The organism is Paraburkholderia franconis (genome assembly GCF_009362735.1).
GTDB classification, from domain to species: Bacteria; Pseudomonadota; Gammaproteobacteria; order Burkholderiales; family Burkholderiaceae; genus Paraburkholderia; species Paraburkholderia franconis.
In genome coordinates, this window is record NZ_WHNP01000104.1 from 1 (window position 1) to 18,442 (window position 18,442).

At 59.7% G+C, this 18,442-nt stretch carries 16 protein-coding genes and 2 pseudogenes; 8 read left to right on the top strand and 10 right to left on the bottom strand.

What is annotated here, in order from left to right; all coding sequences use genetic code 11:
- Positions 1 to 1,409, bottom strand: a 1,409-nt coding sequence (locus GCT13_RS42975; protein WP_152767844.1) for an IS1182 family transposase, incomplete at its 3' end; no start/stop codon positions are given.
- Positions 1,410 to 1,646: 237 nt separating this feature from the next.
- Here GCT13_RS42975 and GCT13_RS42980 point away from each other — a divergent pair.
- On the top strand, positions 1,647 to 1,901 hold the full coding sequence (locus GCT13_RS42980; protein ID WP_152767845.1) for a hypothetical protein: 255 nt from the start codon (positions 1,647 to 1,649) through the stop codon (positions 1,899 to 1,901).
- Position 1,902: 1 nt separating this feature from the next.
- Complete coding sequence (locus tag GCT13_RS42985; protein WP_152767846.1) at positions 1,903 to 2,157, top strand: hypothetical protein; 255 nt, start codon at positions 1,903 to 1,905, stop codon at positions 2,155 to 2,157.
- 68 nt (positions 2,158 to 2,225) lie between these two features.
- On the opposite strand, the pseudogene GCT13_RS42990 reads toward GCT13_RS42985, so the two are convergent.
- The 4 genes and pseudogenes from GCT13_RS42990 to GCT13_RS51050 all read right to left on the bottom strand — a co-directional run.
- A pseudogene (locus tag GCT13_RS42990) lies at positions 2,226 to 2,519 on the bottom strand (hypothetical protein); the annotation flags it as partial.
- Positions 2,520 to 4,013: 1,494 nt separating this feature from the next.
- Entirely contained in the window at positions 4,014 to 4,868 is an 855-nt protein-coding gene (locus GCT13_RS43000) for a hypothetical protein (RefSeq protein WP_152767848.1), read from the bottom strand.
- 375 nt (positions 4,869 to 5,243) lie between these two features.
- Positions 5,244 to 5,564 carry a DUF4148 domain-containing protein gene (locus tag GCT13_RS43005; protein ID WP_152767849.1) on the bottom strand — a complete coding sequence of 107 codons (321 nt, stop codon included), beginning with the start codon at positions 5,562 to 5,564 and terminating at the stop codon, positions 5,244 to 5,246.
- Positions 5,565 to 5,945: 381 nt separating this feature from the next.
- On the bottom strand, positions 5,946 to 6,170 hold the full coding sequence (locus tag GCT13_RS51050) for a hypothetical protein (RefSeq protein ID WP_321575000.1): 225 nt from the start codon (positions 6,168 to 6,170) through the stop codon (positions 5,946 to 5,948).
- Here GCT13_RS51050 and GCT13_RS43010 point away from each other — a divergent pair.
- The 4 genes from GCT13_RS43010 (at position 6,159) to GCT13_RS43025 (ending at position 10,914) form a co-directional block, all read left to right on the top strand.
- Complete coding sequence (locus GCT13_RS43010) at positions 6,159 to 6,827, top strand: alpha/beta fold hydrolase (RefSeq protein ID WP_407670947.1); 669 nt, start codon at positions 6,159 to 6,161, stop codon at positions 6,825 to 6,827. The genes GCT13_RS51050 and GCT13_RS43010 overlap by 12 nt on opposite strands.
- A 109-nt stretch (positions 6,828 to 6,936) precedes the next feature.
- Positions 6,937 to 7,614, top strand: a complete 678-nt coding sequence (locus GCT13_RS43015) for a heavy metal response regulator transcription factor (protein ID WP_152767851.1) — start codon at positions 6,937 to 6,939, stop codon at positions 7,612 to 7,614.
- Positions 7,611 to 9,104, top strand: a complete 1,494-nt coding sequence (locus GCT13_RS43020; protein WP_152767852.1) for a heavy metal sensor histidine kinase — start codon at positions 7,611 to 7,613, stop codon at positions 9,102 to 9,104. Before GCT13_RS43015 ends, GCT13_RS43020 begins: the two co-directional genes overlap by 4 nt.
- A gap of 535 nt (positions 9,105 to 9,639) precedes the next feature.
- Positions 9,640 to 10,914: an Nramp family divalent metal transporter gene (locus tag GCT13_RS43025; protein ID WP_227747311.1), complete on the top strand. Its 1,275-nt coding sequence runs from the start codon at positions 9,640 to 9,642 to the stop codon at positions 10,912 to 10,914.
- Positions 10,915 to 11,325: 411 nt separating this feature from the next.
- Here GCT13_RS43025 and GCT13_RS43030 read toward each other — a convergent pair whose 3' ends face one another.
- The 4 genes from GCT13_RS43030 to GCT13_RS43045 form a co-directional block, all read right to left on the bottom strand.
- Positions 11,326 to 11,784, bottom strand: a complete 459-nt coding sequence (locus tag GCT13_RS43030) for a YaiI/YqxD family protein (RefSeq protein ID WP_152767854.1) — start codon at positions 11,782 to 11,784, stop codon at positions 11,326 to 11,328.
- 320 nt (positions 11,785 to 12,104) lie between these two features.
- Entirely contained in the window at positions 12,105 to 13,178 is a 1,074-nt protein-coding gene (locus GCT13_RS43035; protein WP_152767855.1) for a porin, read from the bottom strand.
- A 176-nt stretch (positions 13,179 to 13,354) separates the two neighbouring features.
- A complete protein-coding gene (locus tag GCT13_RS43040; protein ID WP_152767856.1) occupies positions 13,355 to 14,797 on the bottom strand; it encodes an MFS transporter in 1,443 nt (480 codons plus the stop codon).
- A gap of 197 nt (positions 14,798 to 14,994) precedes the next feature.
- Positions 14,995 to 15,918, bottom strand: coding sequence for a dihydrodipicolinate synthase family protein (locus GCT13_RS43045; RefSeq protein WP_152767857.1), 924 nt, complete (start codon positions 15,916 to 15,918; stop codon positions 14,995 to 14,997).
- Between the two features lie 180 nt (positions 15,919 to 16,098).
- On the opposite strand from GCT13_RS43045, the gene GCT13_RS43050 reads away from it, so the two are divergent.
- Complete coding sequence (locus GCT13_RS43050; RefSeq protein ID WP_321574998.1) at positions 16,099 to 17,043, top strand: LysR family transcriptional regulator; 945 nt, start codon at positions 16,099 to 16,101, stop codon at positions 17,041 to 17,043.
- Between the two features lie 147 nt (positions 17,044 to 17,190).
- The gene (locus GCT13_RS43055) at positions 17,191 to 17,463 is read left to right on the top strand and encodes a DUF4148 domain-containing protein (protein ID WP_152767859.1); all 273 of its coding nucleotides are present in this window, start codon (positions 17,191 to 17,193) and stop codon (positions 17,461 to 17,463) included.
- Positions 17,464 to 18,026: 563 nt separating this feature from the next.
- On the opposite strand, the pseudogene GCT13_RS43060 reads toward GCT13_RS43055, so the two are convergent.
- Positions 18,027 to 18,442 (bottom strand): annotated as a pseudogene (locus GCT13_RS43060) (thioredoxin); the annotation flags it as partial.

Consider the following 18,442-nt stretch of genomic DNA (forward strand, 5'->3'; position numbering starts at 1 on the left):
ACCATTTCTGCGCCGAGCAGCCTGATCACCCGCTTCATGTTGTACGCGAGCACGTGCAAGCTCATTTCGGTACTTACCCGCTCAATCGTTCTTGTCAGAAAGTGGGTTGCACCCATCCACGCCTTGAGCGTGCCGAAGGGATGTTCGACAGTCTGTCTTCGGATCCGCATCATGTCGGGGTTATGGTCAAGTCGCGTCTGCATCTCTTCGAGCACCCCTTCGTGCTCCCAGCGTGCCACCCGGCGTTGAGGGCCCGGCGTGCAGCGCGCCTTTAGCGAACATTGCTGGCAATTCGAACTCCAATACTTGCTGATCTTCAGGCCGCGCTCAACGGTCGAGAATCGCCAGATGAGGCGCTCGCCTGCCGGGCACCGATATTCGTTCATCTTTGCGTTGTAGATGAAGTCTTCCTTGCCAAAGCGWCCATCGGCCGTTGCGCTCGACGTCACTGTCTTCGGAACGAACACGGTTATTCCAGCCTCGTGACATGCGAGTATCTCCTCGCTCTTGTAGTAGCCGCGATCCGCAACCGCGGTGAGCTTGTCGATGCCCATTTCGGCACGGGCGAGCTTCGCCATCGACGTCAACTGATCACGATCAATGCCATTATTGGTAACGATGTGCGCGACGATCAGATGGTGCTTCGTGTCAACCGCCGTCTGGACGTTGTAGCCCACGACTCCCGTTCCTCGGGTCTTCATCGAACGTGCATCCGGATCCGTAAGCGATATCTGTCCGTCCGGTGCTTCCTTCAACTTGACCTCGATCTCCTTGAGGCTTCGCATCTGTTCCTTCAGGGCTGCAATCTTGTCTCGCAATCGCTCTGTTCTGGCTTTCGCAATAGCAGGCTCCTGACGATTCGCCGTGTCCATCGCCTCGAGATAGCGGGCGATACTTGACTCGATGTCGCGCATGCGTCGTTCGAGCTTGGCGCTCGTGAAGTTGCGGTCGCGATGGTTCACTGCCTTGAACTTGCTCCCGTCGATTGCCACGAACGCTTCGGCGAAGAGGTCCAGACGCTGGCATAGCACGACGAACTGGCGACAGACGCTGCGGATCGCTTTGCCGTTGTCTTTACGGAATCGCGCAATGGTCTTGAAGTCCGGCGTCAGGCGGCTGGTCGGCCACATCAGTTCGACGTTGCGCTGAGCCTCGCGTTCAAGGCGACGGCTGGATTGAATACGGTTCAGGTAACCGTAGATGTAGATTTTGAGCATCACTGCCGGATGATACGAAGGCCGACCCGTTAGCGCCGGCTCAACGCCTTCAAACCCGAGTTTGTGAAGATCCAACTCATCCACGAAAACATCCACCACGCGCACCGGATTGGTGTTTGTCACGTAGTCATCAAGCGCTTCGGGAAGGAGGAGGCTTTGCGTACGATCTTCGCCTTGGACGAACCGCTTCATCTCGCTTCTCCCCCGTTCTACGATGAATAATTTTAGCACTACGAAATGGTGTTTTGACACAGTCTGGGCCGGGTACGGACGAACCAGATCAAGTGGCCCCCAATATACATTGCCGAGCAGGTTGGCGACGTTCGGCCAAGTGCGGTGCCCCTGGCGTCGCGCACGGAAGCAAGTCAACCCTCTGCGCACGCGCGTGCGGGAACGTGCGTTGCACGGGTCCGTGCATGTGAGGTCGTCATGGCTGATACCGAGGTGTACAAATTTCAATACACACGTCGACAGGGACTGCAGCGTACCTACGATGTAGTTCTGAATATTCGCCAGCTGGAATCGGGCGTATGTTCCTACGCGGCTTGGGTCCATTTCGCGGGCGCATTCAAAGGGAATGGGCTGGTTTTTCCACTGATCGCAAAAACGACGGAGGAAGCGGCGGTTGAAGCGAGAGGGCGTGTTGAAAACGACATCGAGGAACTCGCCGGGATCGCTGAATAACATGGAAGAGCAACAGATGCACCGAGGCTTCGTTATCACTGTCAGCGTGCGAGATGACTGGGACGGCGGGTCGGCCGTCACAGTACTGGTGGAGCGGATGTCGCGGAGTGGCGGCATTGACCGCAAGGGCGGCCGCATACCTGAGCCGGAGCACTACCGCTCGTTGGTCAATGGAGCGGCCGCAGTCAGCGACGCGATAGACCTCGCCAGGCGCGCGATCGATGCCCATCTTGGCGGATCTCCGCTCGGACATTAGCCTCCTAACCATCCACCCGTTGCCGAGCACGCGGCAGCAAGCGATTGCGCGCGCGTTCCGACTGGGCTTTACTGCAAGGTGCCCCATCGCTCGACTGCCGGCTCGGCCGCAGCCCACTTCCAACCGTCCTGATCCTTACAGATCGACGCGACGAACCAGTCAGCGGCGGCGCCAGGCTTCTCGCCGGCAATGACCGAAAATGCAAACTCGCGACAGGTCGCCAGCGCATTATCGAACTCGCGCAGCACGCGGACCTCGCCGTGACCATTTTCGACCGGCAGCACATGTTCGACCCGCCACGGCTTCGTTTCGCCGACCGGCAATTCACCCGCCGTGGCCGCGATCGCCATCTGCTGGTCGTTGCGTTGAGGGTTTCTTGAACGCCTGCCATTGTCGGCCGGATTCCGGGCGGACAGCCGAACGCGGTTTCTTCTTCGGTGTAGGTGTCGACCACGATCTCCACCGTGATCCGATGTTCACGCCTTGCGTCGATCTCGCCTGTTGCCATGATGGGGTCCGTTGGCCATTCGGCATTCTGACCGCCCTGCCATCGCCGTCTCGGCTGTTGTATGCTTAGCCGCGAATAGGAGAGGATCATGACTCAAAAGGCTCGAGAGCTTTACAGGAGCGCGAACGGAGACCGTTGGTCGCTCGTCCACGAATACGACTCTGGCCGAGTTTTCGTCCGACATGAGCCCAACCTCTCGTCAGGTGGTCGGCCGTCCGACATCTCAATTGGCGACTTCCTTGTTCGAGATGGCAAAGGGCCGGAGCACACCGAACTTCTGCGCCTGATCGGGACATTGGTGGAGACGTCAGTCGAGAAATAGTGCTTTGCGAAGACGAGGCGCTTTCGTGACGCGCCCGAAACGCGACAACCACGATTGGCGCTCGAATGTCCGTCGCCAGACGGAGCGACGTTTGAACGGCTCTGTTAGAAAGCCCGGCAACGACCGTAGATGGGCCGAGGCCTGCCCAATGCGGTCGACGGGAGTCGACCCGAACCGGCCATACACGGTTGTGAAAGCTTGAAGGCCGCTTGCAAGGTACAACGGTCATTCTTGCTGTCATGTCGGCCTCCCCGTACTCGGCCGAAGCGGTCATCCACGCTTGCCCCAAGGAGCGGAATTTCACCCGGCTACGAAGCAATCCTGAGCGTGTCCCCTGCCATCAGCAGTATGTGATCGGGGAGGCGGTCAGGTCCCCGGGTGCCACAGCCTCGAATGTGACCGTCAATTCATTTGTGTCCCGATTCGTCCAGGTGGCCGATGCCGGAGCAGTTCGCGGCGACTGAATGGCCGGCTCCTTGAGTGCCGGCATGCGTGCTGTGAGGTTGACCCGCTTCGACGGACGGATTTGCAGTTGTGGTCGATGTGCGGTTTAACCTCCATTTTATCGATGAGTCGCAGGTTGTCCACGGGCGGGCGGCGGGTCGCCTGTCACGACCATGACGCCGCCCGACGGTGGGCAACCTGCTCAGCAGCGGAACTGATTCCCGTACCCCCATTAAGCAACTTGCCTCGGCGCGGATGACGCCGCGTGTCTGCGCACTACTGCGCCAGGTGGTGGCATCCCGAACCGCGGCTGGAGAGAGCCCCGACGTCGGTACTGCCAGAGTCTCTGTCGGTGCTTCTCGAAGGATCGCCCCAGACGTCCGCCTCGGCATGCGTGCCGACGACGCTCCCGCCAACCCACCGGGCCAGCGATATCGCCGAACTGCTATCACATCGCTGAATGCCGGTCGCCCCCTGACCGCTGTCAATCGCCGGCGGCGCGGTCCATGAGAAACCCGATTGACGCAAGGATTCTGCTACACGCGCTCAAGCAGAGCAAAGACCTTGAGTTCCTGCAGGTAGCTACTGCGCGACATTGACAGCATAGCGATGCGTGTCCCGCAGGGCCTGCTGCTCGGTCCGCATCGCGTCCCCAGGCGGTTCACTCACAAAACTCGGGCAGCCCAATCGAGGATCCCAATTGTAGTCTGCGAAATGGTGAAAGGTACTTTGCGCAATCGCGGCTCCCCCCATGTCTGAAGGTTCGAATGCGACTACAAGATTGAAGCTTTTGTCCGTTACCTTGCTTTTACCTCGTGCGATCACGCGCGCTGGTTCGTCGTCAGGGGCGTCAACGGCACCCTCGTGAGGATGTGCCGGCAGAAAGCGTATTGCCCCAGTTGGGGACATCGGATCTGCAAAGACGGGATGGACAGGCTCGACGATCATGACTTCCTGAAAATCCCCATTCGCGCCTGAGTGAAAATTCGGCCATGAAATGTGGGGGGAGAATGGGTCATCGATTACGCGTCTTGATTGGTCGGGATCCGGCTTGCGCGTGTGGAAGTGATGCGCCTTCCCCACTCCGCCCAAGCCGCAAATTGAGCTGCCAAGGTCCATATGGTCTCTGGTAACGAGTAATCCCCGTCCTGCCTTTCTGAATCGCGTGATGCCCGCGCAGTCCTCGGGCATCAGCCCATCCCCTTTATCGACAGCAAAGAGCCACAGTTCATCGAACTCGCTTTCATCGAGTCGTGAAAGAACGGAATCTGGCTGCCCCGGCTGGTCGCGGTCCCGAGCGACAACGTTAAACTTCACCCGCCCATCGGGAGTTCGCTGGCTGCGAAGCAAATTCGTCAAGCAACTGAACCGCGCGATCGACCAGTCGTCCGCGACGGGCGGAATCGTCGTTTGAAGCAATATCTGGATGGTACGCATGATGCGTCTCCCTCATCTGTCAGGCGGTTGTGTATGGGCTCCGCTGCACGACGTCTCTTTCAAGCTACTCAAAGATATGAAATTTTCAATCTAACCTGGTAAAGCCTGGGCGGACTTGGAGCAAACCTGCCCCCGTGCCGCTTCAACCGTCGGTTCGGTCAGTTTCATATCGGCGAAGACCTGATCGTCACCCGCCTCGGCCTTGGCGCAATGCGTATCGTCTGCAAGCGTTCAGGCGGGTCCGCGAACGTCCGTTCCCGCAAACGCCCCAGGTGCAATCACCTTACCAATCTGGCCCAGCGCATTGACAATCGCAGCGCCGGCCGGGTTCGTCATGACGTTGGCGAGCGGCCGGTAACGCGAAAAGCGCGGATATCAGCTGCCAAAGTACGGCGAGCAAAAGGCCACCGGACCGACGCACGTCGTTGCTGAGTGATGCCCGGTCTCGCTCGTGCCCGGCATGTCGGCACCGGCGCCGCTATCGTTTTTCGTCTGAAGGTGGGCAACCTGTTCAGCGAAGACCGGATTGATCTCAGGATAGGAGGTGTCCGTCACGAAGCGGGAGCCGTTGTTCTCCGCCTGGATCAACTCCTGGCGAACTTCGGCGCGGGTCTTTTCCTGAGCCGATGCGTTGGTGACGGCTCCAGCCAAAGCGATTAAAGCCATCGAAATACCTGCCGAGATCATTTTGCTCATGTTGCACTCCTCAATATAAGTGGAATAACTGAATGACTGAAATGGCGCTGCGTAAAGCGGTTTGTGGTGCAGCGTGATGCCAGTCTAGGCAGACGGCTCCCACAAGGCAGTGACCCGGTCGTTACAAAAAAATGACAAGCGGTGGGACGCTAACTGTTGGGCCATCACCACGTTTGAGGGGTGTAGATCCGCCGGTTGGCGTTGACGTCGGGGTTGGATTTGCCGGCGCCTGACTCGTTGAGTCAGTCGCGCAGTGCTGCAACGAACCACAGCCTGCGATTCGGGAACACATCTTTGCCGGCTCATGCTCCGGGCCGTGGCAGGAGCGGAGCGTGCCGCGGATCGATCCAGCCGACGAGACCAGCGCCTCTCGTCCGTTCGTCATTTTTTTGTAATGCTCAGGTAACGGCCCTGTTTTAGCGCGCTTCTTAGACTGGCATCACGCTGCACCACAAACCCTTTCTTCACGAAGGCAATCAAGGAGTTGTCATGAATCTTTCCACGTTCCGTTCGGCCGCCGCTCATGTCGCAGCCGCTTTCTGTCTCTTTGGCGCCGCCGCCGCGCCCGCTCTTGCCGCGCCAATCAAGAACATCGTGCTCGTTCACGGTGCATTCGTAGACGGATCGGGTTGGCGGCCCGTCTATGACATCCTCGAGAAGGATGGCTATAACGTGACGCTGGTGCAGGAACCGCTCACTTCGTTCAAGGATGACGTGACGGCCACGAAGCGAGTGCTGGACAGCCTCGATGGTCCGGCCGTGCTCGTCGGCCACAGCTACGGTGGCGCGATCATTACCGAGGCGGGTAACGACGACCACGTGAAGTCGCTCGTCTACATTGCGGCGCACGCGCTCGACGTTGGCGAAACCGAGGTGAGCAACGGCAAGAAGTTCCCGAACTCCACGAAGGCTGTTATCAGGACACCTGATAATTACCTCTACCTAAATCCGGCGAACTATCCTGCGGATTTCGCGGGGGATCTGCCTCGCGCGCAGGCCGAATTCGAGGCCCACGCGCAAATGCCGACTGCAGCCTCAGTGTTCACGGCGCAGATCCCCGATCCGGCCTGGAAGAACAAGCCGGTCTGGTATATGGTCGCGAAAGCGGACAAGATCATCAATCCGGACCTCGAGCGCATGTATGCGGGACGGGCTCACGCGCATACGGTCGAAATCGACGGCGCAAGCCATTCTGTATATGAATCCCACCCGAAGGAAGTTGCGGCGCTGATAGAAGAGGCGGCGCAGCAGTCCGGGCAATGAGCGATAGTTCCTCCGAACGCAATGCATCGACGCGCGACCAGAAGGTGTGTATTTTTTGGAATCTCTTCTGGTCAGCGCCATGCGGATGAAAGTGCGAGGATTGGACGACATGAGAATCCTGGTCATCGAAGACGAAACCAAGACGGGCGAGTACCTGCAGAACGGATTGACGGAAGCCGGCTACGTCGTGGACGTGGCTGCCAACGGCATCGACGGACTACACCTCGCGCAGGAGATGAGCTACGACTTGATCCTGCTCGACGTGATGATGCCGGAGATGGATGGCTGGACCGTCATGAAGAAGCTCGGTGCGCGCTCCAATACGCCGGTGTTGTTTCTGAGCGCGCGCGGCACGCTCGAGGACAGACTGAAAGGCCTCGGTCTCGGTGCTGACGATTACCTCGTGAAGCCGTTCTCATTCGCCGAGCTGCTGGCGCGCATTCGCATCATATTGCGTCGCGGTCAGCCTCAGAAGCAGGACGAACAGGTTTTCGAAGTTGGAAATCTTCGCGTTGATGTGCCGAAGCGGCGAGTGGAACGGGACGGTGTGCGCATTACGCTGACCAATAAGGAATTCAACCTGTTGCAGTTCTTCATGCAACACCAGGGGCAGGTGCTATCTCGTGCCCTGATCGCTTCGCGGGTATGGGATATGAATTTCGACAGCGACAGCAATGTCGTCGATGTCGCTGTGCGCCGTTTACGGCAGAAGATCGACGACCCCTTCCCCGTTCGCTTGATCCACACGGTTCATGGCGTGGGGTACCGTTTCGAGCACGAAGCATGAAGCGCCTTTCGCTCACCACGCGCCTTGCGCTGCTGTTCGCGCTGATCGCATTTGCGGCGATGGCGATGCTCGGCTTGGTCTTGTATCGCGGATTGGAGAAGCAACTGATCATGCGCGACGACGCCGCGCTGGTGACCAGGGTTGACCAGCTTCGCACGCTGATGAACGATGTCGACGTGCGCGAACTGATCCGTGACAAGCCTCATCTTTTCGCCAACATGCTCGGCAATACCGAATCGCTGCTGATCGTACGTGTTCCGGGTGAAACCCCGCTTATTACGGTGAATCCCGGGCACAGGACGGTGCCTGTCATGACGCCCGTACCGGCGGGTGTCCCGCTCACGCTCGGCGCCGTTCAACGTACGCGTGCGGCTGACGGGACTCCGTTCATCTACGTCGCCGCTGCCGCGCACGATATAGCTGGGCCGCGCGACCTGCAGATCATCTCAGGCCGACTGCTGACCGAGCGCACGCGGCTGTTGCGCGAATACAGGAACCAGATACTGCTATTGGCATCGGCCGCCGCGGTCATCGTGGCTTTGCTCGCTTTCGGTCTCGCGCGTAGCGGCATGCGCCCATTGCGTCGCCTCGCTGCACAAACCGGGTCAATCGGCATGGGTACCCTCTCGACTCGCATCGAGCGGCGCGCTGTACCGCCCGAGCTCGACGCGTTGATCGCGGCATTCAATGGCATGCTCGATCGTCTCGAGCGTGGGTTCACACAGTTGAAACAGGTGTCCGCGGACATGGCGCATGACCTGCGCACGCCAATTGGCAACTTGCTGGGGCAGACCGAAGTCGGATTGAGCCAGACGCGCGATATCGCGTATTACCAGCGGCTTCTCGGCTCGAATTTCGAGGAGCTGCAACGGATGTCGAAGATGATCGACAACATGCTTTTTCTGGCGCGCACCGAGCAGGCGGACAATGCCATCGAGCGCGCGGACTTGCTGCTTGCCGACGAATTCGAACGCATGCAGGAGTATTTCGAAGGCCTCGCAGAAGAGCGCGACGTCCGCCTCCAGTGGCGCGGCGGTGGCTACGTGTCGGCGGACCCGCTGCTGCTGCGCCGCGCGCTTGCGAATTTGCTGGCGAATGCCGTGCGGTATGCGGAGCCGGGAACGACGATTTCGACAGTGGCAGAGCAGGGACCTGATGGGACGACGCTCCATGTCGAGAATCGCGGACCGACGATCGAGCCGCATCACCTCGAGCGGATTTTTGATCGCTTCTATCGGGCGGATGGGTCGCGACATAGATCATCGGAGTCGAGCGGACTTGGGCTCTCGATCGTGCGTAGCATCATGTCGCTGCACGGAGGAACGTGGCATGCGTCGAGCGGCGACGGCGTGACGCGCTTTACGCTCGTGTTTCCGCGGCAGGAGCCGAAGAGTGTGGGTTCGCGCTCATCGACCGTCGCCCAGTCCGCTTCGATAACGGAGTCCGACTCGCACGTTCTTGACGCTACTCAGAAAGACCCGCGGTCCTGAAGTACGGCTCGGCGATGCCCATGTCGTCGCCATTGCCGCCCCGCGCTACTTTTCTCGTCGCAGCTATTTGCCGTCACGTGGGAGGAGCCAGTAAAAGGCCGCGAATCCTGGCAGGGAGGACAACCAGGAGCATGCGGCATTTTTCAGAATGCCCATGAAACGTGGGCGGGATGCGGGCCGCTTCGCCGGACGACCGTTGTCGGAACTACAGCCGACGCTCACTATTCGTCGTTGCCCGTGCGGCCGTTACCGGCCGCCCAGCGGGCTCGGCCCACGGGCGTTGGCCCCCATTTCAAAGTCGATTGAGTGCGACAGAACCTTATCGCCCGTATTGGAATGTTCAATTGTTGTTTCTCGGGCATTCACGGCATGATTGATCCGAACGTTTGAAGGTGGCGCACTGCACTCCGGGCGCCTTCCTGCAATGAAGCTTTGCAAGTTTTATTAACCGGGTGGGGGGCCTCGACACACGCGCTGCGCGGCTACCCCGGCGAGACGAAGGGATCGAAATGAAACCGCTGAAGGGCAACTGGGATTGACCGAGCGCACCTCGAGGGGCATTGGCGAAGTACTGGCCGGGCGCAACCGTAGCTGGGGCTCGAAGCTGCTGTTCGCCGGTCCGGCCGTGGTCGCCTCCATTGCCTATATGGACCCGGGCAATTTCGCGACCAACATCCAAGCGGGCGCGAAATACGGCTATTCGCTGCTCTGGGTCGTGCTCGCCGCCAACGTCATCGCGATGCTGTTCCAAGCGCTCTCGGCCAAGCTCGGCATTGTCACCAACCGCAACCTCGCCGAGCTCAGCCGCGAACATTTTCCGGCGCCGGTGGTCTCGGGAATGTGGGGCGTTAGCGAAATCGCGGCCATGGCGACGGATCTGGCTGAGTTCCTCGGCGGCGCAATCGGCTTGTCGCTGCTATTTCACATCCCGTTGCTGGCCGGCATGGTCGTCACGGGCATTGTGACGTACGCGATCCTCTCCGGGCAGAAGCAAGGCTTCCGGCCCGTCGAGCTGATCATCGGCGGCCTGGTCGCGGCCGTCGCGTTGTCGTACGTGATCGAACTGCTGCTCGTCCATGTCAATTGGGCTGCCGCTGCAGCGGGCACACTCCTGCCGCAACTGAAAGGTCCCGGCGCCCTGTCGGCCGCGGTCGGCATCCTCGGCGCCACGGTCATGCCGCACGCCATCTATTTGCACTCGGGCCTGACGCAAGACCGCACGCGGGCACGCAGCCACACGGAGCGCTTCAAGCTGGTGCGTTTCTCGAATGTCGAGGTGCTGATTGCCCTCACCGTGGCGGGGCTTGTCAATATGGCGATGGTCGTGATGGCCTCGGGTGCGTTTCACGCGGGCCATCCCGAAGTTGCGGAAATCGAGACGGCCTATCACAGCCTGACGCCGTTGCTCGGCTCGGCGGCGGCCGGCATCTTCCTCTTCTCGCTGCTGGCATCGGGCGTGTCCAGCTCGGTGGTCGGCACGATGGCCGGCCAGATGATCATGCAGGGCTTTACCGGTTATCGTATCCCCGTGGGAATTCGCCGCCTGGCCACCATGGTGCCTGCCTTCATCGTGGTCGTGCTCGGCGTCAACTCGACCGACGCCCTGGTCTACAGCCAGGTCGTATTGAGCTTCGCCTTGCCCGTGCCGATGATCGCGCTGTTGATTTTGACCTCGCGCCGCGACGTTATGGGTCCGTTCGCGAATCGTCGCACGGTGGCCTGGGCGGCCATCCTCGGCACGGCCGTGATCCTGGCGCTCAACGCGGTCCTGCTGCTGCAGACCTTTGGCGTTTCGATACCGGAAATGTGATCGTACCCGCTTCGCACCTGCCATTTACCGAGTCATAGGCAGGAGACGGTCTAGTACGTCCACACAATGCACTCCGATCTTTGCCGCACCTATTTCTAACTGCCGTGAACTGAGGGTCACGAAGTCCAATGAGCCTGTGGCGGAAGACGCGTAACTCATGGGTCAATCGTTTGCAACCGGTGTTGTTCTCAAGGACCATTGCCTACCCGACACGAGTGGTGGACTAGCCGCCGATGACGCTCGGGTATCGTTGCTGCGCGATTGGCCGATTACTGATGTAGGGCCGACATTCAAATTTCTGAGCTAGATCGCTGACCGCTGCCCGTTCATGGCCCCGCAAGCGAACGGCCGCAGCATAGCTAACAGACCCGGCGCAACATTTCTTGCTCCGTCTCACGCTCGTCAAGCGACTCAACGTGGCGTGGCGCGATGACGTGCGAGGAAGCAGTCCAATTGTCCCGCAAACGCTTTGCTGTCGTTTGCGTCGTAAGGTGTTGGGCCGCCCGTCTCGACGCCTGAGCTGCGCAACTGATCCATTACCTCGCGCATCGTAAGACGCTCCTGGATATTCTCACGGCTAAACCAGGTTCCGCGCGGATCGAGCACGTGAGCGCCCTTGTCGAGGGCAGCGGCGGCAAGAGGTATGTCCGCCGTAATCACGAGGTCGCCGTCCCGGACCAGTTCAACGATACGGTTATCGGCAGCATCAAAGCCCACCGGCACTTGTAGTGCCTTGATAAATCGGGAAGGTGGCGTTCGCAAATACTGATTCGCGACCAGCGTGATGTTCACTTCGACACGCCGCGCTGCCCGAAACAATATCTCTTTGACGACTACTGGGCAGGCGTCTGCGTCAACCAGCACTTGCATCGAGGTGTTTCCGATAGAGGGAGGGAGCAATCATATTACTGCTCGCACGCGTTTGAGGAGAACTCTAACTTCGCCCTGCGCATGGTTGTCGGGTCGTCAGCGCCCGCGGCTCGCTGCTGCTGAGCCGCAGTCGTTCGGCAGGAGCCGACCCTCACCTGCCGATCAGGCTCGCGTTGCGAGAACGGCCGCTTCCGAGGGTGCAACCGGCACTCGCAGGCAAGTTGGTACGGACCGAACATCCGCCATCACCAGAACACGCTGATCGAACCGAATGTCTGACGAACCGCTGGAACGGTCCGGTCGCTCCACCGGGATCGGAGTTAGAACGTATGGCGAATGCCAACCGCGAACGTGTTGCCGGTGGGGTGGGCACTCAGCTTGTCGTAAGAGTAAATCGCGTAAATGTCCGTCCGTTTTGACAGAAGGTGGTCGTAACCGAGAGAGGCGGTGTTCCGAAGGCTATTGGTCGCTTGGGTAGGGCCGGACCGCTTCGTACGCGCCCACTCAGCAAGCAGAAAGTCGGCCGGTGAGAAGGGGATCGACAAACCTGCCTCGTAGGTGTGGCTTCCCGTTGGCGTGCTCACATCACTTGTCATCGCCCATGCGCCGTAAAGCGTCACAAGCTTGAAGTCGTATGCAGCGCCCGCCAGGTAGGCGTACTGCGCGCCGACCGGCCCTGCTGCGGTGTACCTTACACGCTGGCCGGACAGCACTGCCGTGAGACCGTGCCCTTGATAATTCAGGTGAACCCCGAGGTTACCGACGCCTGGCGAACCCGCAACGCCGCCGAGGCCATATATTACTGTTGCGCCAAAACCTTTTAAGTCCGGGGTTGTGTACTTCGCAGTGTTATTCCACACCGTATCTCCGATGATCGTGCTCCCATAGTTGGTCACGAACGTCTGAAGGACGAGCGGGGAGAAGACGGTAGATGACCCGAACGGATTGACATAGGACTCTGCCGTGTAGGTGGGATTTCGGTGTCGCCCGAAGGTAAGCTGTCCGAAGTCGCCTTTGAATCCCATGTACGCGTTGCGCGACCAGAAGGGGTCCGCCGCACTGCGCCCCAGTGCACCGTTCTGCGGTTGAAAGAAGCTCTCAAGGGCGAAGATCGCGCTGACGCCGCCGCCAAGGTCTTCCTTGCCCCCGATTCCCCAAAATGATGTGGTCAGTCCACCGCTTCCCATCAGCACGGTTGACTGCGGCGTGTCGCTCCGCTTGACACTCCCGACGTACGTACCGATCAGCCCGTACAACTGGACCTGCGAGCCGCTATCGGCGCGTGCGCCGGCAACAGTCAATGCCAGACCTGAGCAGAGAAATGCTGTCGCTCCAAGCCGACCAGCAACTGCACGCGCAGGAAGGCGGGCCATGATCCGTTGTGCCTTTTTCATTTCGATTGTCTCCATTGATATTTTTGTGATTTTTTTACTCAAACACTTCGTACTACTTAACGAGTACTTTCTGGCGGTGGCCTATAATGAGCGTGTCAAGTAAGCTACTGTGTGACGGAGCGAGATAGCTCCTTCCCTTGTGTCATAGAGAAGGAGCCGTCGGGGATCAAGCTCGGCTACGGGGAAATCTCTTCGAGCGCGCGATTGGTCGTCTCCACCATTCGGGCAGTGACGAAGAAGCCCACCGCACTGACTACGGCAAACATTACGAATACCGCAGCGATGCCTCGTCCAGTCAATACGACGCCCACGATTGCCGGGGCAGCAGCAGACGCTGCTCGCAGCCAGGAAGTCGCGAGACCGGTGCCGATGGCGCGCATCCGCGTCGGATAGATTTCAGGGGTGTACAGGTACAGAAGGACCGTTGTCGTCGCCATTACCGCGTAGGCCGATGATCCGAGGAACATCACGGACCAGGCGCTGCCAGCGCCATAGATACCAAGAACGGCGAGCAAAATTCCGCTGATGACGAAACAGGCCATTGCCCAGCGGCGGCGTCCGACCCGATCGATAAACAATGCGCAGGCAAGTACGCCGCACGTACTCAGGACGTTTGAGATCGACGCCATGTGAAGCGAATCCTGCAAAGGCAGATGGTAGACCGTCTTGTAGAGACTCGGCAGCCAGTTGTTGATGCCATTGGCCACAAAATATGAACTCGCCCAAAGCAACCATACGACAACGGTGCGTCCGCGGTAGAACGGCGAGAAGAGTTCTCTCCAGGTCCCCTTCCCATTCGACTGAAGTCCGTTCAGAAGGCTCACCACGCGCTCGTCGACCTCGGCCTTCTGCGTCTGCGTATCCAGATTGCGCTTCGTGGTGCTTGCCTCCAGCCGCTCGATAATGCGTTCCGCCTTGTCGAAACGCCCAAGTGAGATGAGCCAGCGCGGGGATTCCGGAAGGCGTGCGATCAAGATCGCCACGAGGACGCCGGGAATGCCGCCGATCAGGAACATGTATTCCCAGCCAAAGCGCGGGACGATGAAGGCGCCGAGCTGCGCGGCCGCAAGAAGGCCCAAGGGGAAAATGAGTTCGTACAGGATGAAGAAACGTCCCCGGCCATGAGCTTGAGACAGCTCGTTGATGTACGTCGCCGCTACCGGCACTTCTCCGCCCACGCCAATGCCTTGCAAAAAGCGCATCAAAAACAGCATATGGAAGCTGCCGGTGAAAGCGCAAACAACGCTCATCGCTGACATGACGCCCACCGTAACGGTGGCGCTCGGTACACGCCCAAGGCGCTCGGCGAGCCAACCGAAGAACATCGCGCCGACGACCTGGCCAAGATACCCGGCGGCGATCAGCACGCCGATCTGGCTCGGAGAAAGATGCCAGAGACCGACCAGTACGGGCAGGACGAAGGCAAGGGAAAGCGCGTCGAATGCGTCAAAGAGGGTCGCGCTGCCCATGACGATACGTGCCTTGGTGTGCCACCTGCAAAACGGCACGTTCTCGATGCGAAAAAGCAGATTCGCAGCACGCAGTTGCTCGCTCACGGGACGCGCTTCGCTTGGGGATTGACCAAGGCCGACACCGTAGGCGGTCGATGTGGTGTTCATGCTGTCTCCTAAAAGCTGCATTTTATGGCCCCCCGGTTTTCTTCTTGTTTTGGAGCACCGCTCGCGCCTCTGTCTTCGTGAGTCGCGAAGTAGCGCTTTTTTGGTCGTTTGTCGATCTTGTTATGGGCGACGCGCTTTCGCGCGTCGCCGTTATGCGCACCGTCGATACATCCAACGGTGGTTGTTCCACTCCCCGATCAGTCGACGAGGCCAGCGGAACGGAGCGCGTCCGCGATTTCAACGTCCGCGCCTTCCGGGAGCGGCAGCAACGGCGAGCGCACCGTGGCGTGCTCGAGGATGCCGCGGGCCACGAGGCCGTGCTTGAGAGCCACGGTGCCTTCCATGTGGGACCCACGGTGGTACACGTTGCGCGTCACGGGCAGCAGCCGGTCATGGATCGTGCGAGCAGCCTTATAGTCTTTCGCCTTGCCCGCCTTGATCAGTTCGATGAGCGGCTCGGGAGCCAGACCGCCGTATCCGACGAGCGCACCGTCAACGTCAAACATCGTGTGGAGCAGATACTCGTCGTGGCAGGTCAGGATCTGCAGTTCCGGGCGCTCGCGACGGATGATGGGGATCTCAACATCCCAACGACGCATATTGCGCACGCCGTTCTTCATCGCAAAGACGCCCGGTTGTGCGGCGATTTCGAGCTGTGTTTCGAGGTTATAGGTCGCCTTCGTTGCGTCCGGGTACTGGAACAGGATCAGCGGCAGGCCGCTGCCTTCGTAGATGGCGCGATAGCGGTCTTGCGGTGCGCCTTTCTGGTAACCGAAGCGCAGCCAGCCATGCGACGGGTACACCAGACCGGCCGACGCGCCGGCTTCCACGGCCCGCTTCGCTTCATCGACGGCGACTTGCGTACCTTCGAGCGTGATACCGGCGATGACCGGAATCTTGCCGTCGACCGACTTCACGAAGCTTTCGATGACTCGGGCCTGTTCTTTCTGCGTCATAAACGTGCCTTCGCCTGCGTGCCCGAGAACGGTCAGCCCTTTAACGCCATCGATGCTGCCGAGCCACGAGCCCAGCCGTTGAATTGCTGCGTGGTCCACCGCGCCATCGCGGCTAAAGGGGGTAACGGGTGCCGGGACCAAACCGCGCAGATCGATCGCTTTCATGACGTCTCCAAGTGTGAACTTTTCCGCTCCTCTGTCCGAGAGGAGAGCCCGCTGCTCTTTCGCATCAAGCTGAAACAACGGTGCATGCGTTGCAGTGTAGGGATCGACGCCCCATGCGGGAACTGATTAACCACACATTTCAGCTATACTGATTTGACATATCTCTGTGAGAGCCTAGCGGTGGACTACGGGGCTTGGAAGTTATTTATCGACGCGGCAGAACTGGGCAGCCTCAGCAAGGCGGCCGCGGCCTATGGGACGAGCCAGCCACATATCAGCCGGCAAATCGTTGAGCTGGAGCAGTACTGCGGCGGTCGGTTGTTTCAACGAACGGGGCGAGGCGTGGTATTGACCGAGTTGGGGGCGCGTATCGCGCCGCGGGTCAGGGCCTGGCTTGCCAGCACGGAGCAATTGTCCAATGACATCCGCAGTACGGCCGGAGAGCCTATAGGGGTGGTCAGACTAGGGATCTTGCCGTCCACCGCTCATCCCCTTGTCAGCACCCTTTACCATCGCCTGCGAGAGCGTTATCCCCTCGTGCAGTTACAGGTGCGCGAGGGACAGGGTGCGTTGCTGGAAACGTGGCTGGAAAACGGCAGCGTCGATCTCGCCATTCTTTTCCGAAACAGTCCGACGCCGAAAAACGGAGATGAGTATCTGGTCGAAGCGGCGACCTATCTGGTCGGGGCAGAAGGCGATCCTTTAACCAGGCAGTCCACGATTGCGTTCTCGAAGCTCGACGGGATTCCGCTGGTGTTCTTCTGTCGGCCGAATAGCTGGCGCGACCGGCTCGAACAGATTGCCGGTGAACACCAGGTCGCACTGAATTTTGCAGCGGAAGCCGACTCTTTGAGCCTGCAGGGTCATATCGTGGCAGACGGCGGCATCTACGCGTTGCTCGGACCTTACGCGATAGCCAATCTGGAAAAGGAATGCCGGTTGCAGGCCTCCATGGTGGTTGATCCGCTGGTGCCGCGGTTCATTGCGTTAGCCATGTCGCCTCACGGTGAACTGACGCTTGCCTGCCGCACGGTGATGCAGCTCACAAAGGAAATAGCGCGCTCGCGGAGCCTGTCCTCGGACCTTCGATTGGGCATGTCCGCTGCCTTCGTGCGCTCCATCTAGCGGGCTCGTACTCAACGAGCAGAATTTTGCACATCGGTGGCAATTTACTGTTGCGCGAATCAAGGGTAACTACCTATCTTTTGGCGCATATACTTTGAGGCTTCTCGTAGTACTTCAGATGAACTGACGCCAAAAAGTAGGCATGTGATGAGAAAGATTTTCGTTACGGCTGCACTTGCCTTGCTCGCATCTTCTCCCATTGCCTCGTTCGCCCAAACTGCTGCGCCGCTCACGCGCGCACAAGTGCGTGCCGAGCTCGCCAACCTCGAACGAGCCGGATACAACCCCATCCCTGACGATGTGGAGTACCCGGCCAGGCTGCAAAAGGCTGAAGTCCGATTGCAAGCCGGCCAAATGGCGACGCAACGCCAGGCAACGAATCAATCCGTGGATGCAGCGCCGGTAATTTTTCGCCGTTGACTGCTGAGAAGAGCCGGCGCGCGTCGTTTCAGCTGGCTGAAGGCTGCCGGCGCCGGAGACAGGACCTTTTGTGCAACGGCAAAAATGCCTTTGGGCCATCCGTGCCGAGCAGTCCGAAATCATTTCACTCGCCGGGACGAAATTACTGTAAGGCCGAGCTGGGGCGCCATTCGGAAGCCAAGCCCCCACAGTTCCGAGCGCAGATCTTTCAAGCGTGAATGACGCTTCACGGAGACCAAACGTCGTTCGAATGTCCAAGGGACGACAGTCGCGACCGTCCCTTCATGGCCGTCTACAGCCTGAAATATCCGGCCGTCGACCTGCACCTGCCTTCAGGTTCGCCCCTCGACGTTACCCTCGCGACGCATCTTCGTGACTCTGGCGTGCCTGATTGTTAGATGCGCTGTGTAACGCTGCGTGAATGCTGAACATTCCATTCGTAAGGCGAGAATCGCCCGGCCGTTCCGGCAACAAGGCCAGAAGTCCCTTCATCGCATACGGCATGATTGGCGCGCCGGAATCGGTTCACGACGCCGCGTCGCTGAACGACAATTCCGGCACCGTCACACCCTACGGGATGAACAATATTCAAGGAGCGCGTTGCCATCGGTCATGGGTGCAGCGCACGTGCGATTCCGGCACACGTATGCCGCCGCCCGACCATTGACCGGGTGGCGTTCGCGGCCGATCGGCACGTCTTCTGCAAAAGCCAGCACGCGCGCGGGGAGGTATGCCCGGTGAACGCTGGTTGCAAGTGCTGTGGCCGCCGATTTCTCGCCGGCCAGGACGATCTCGAACGGGCCGCGCTGCACGAAGTCCCGCGCGGCCATGAGGTGCGCGAAAGCGGACGGTGCTCTGCCAGCTGCGGACTCGTATCTCTGGATTTCATGCTCGGCGCGGTCGATGTAAAGATCGTGGTTGGTGAGTGCATGCAGACGCAAGAAGGCAAATACGCTGGATGAGATGCCCGACGGCGACG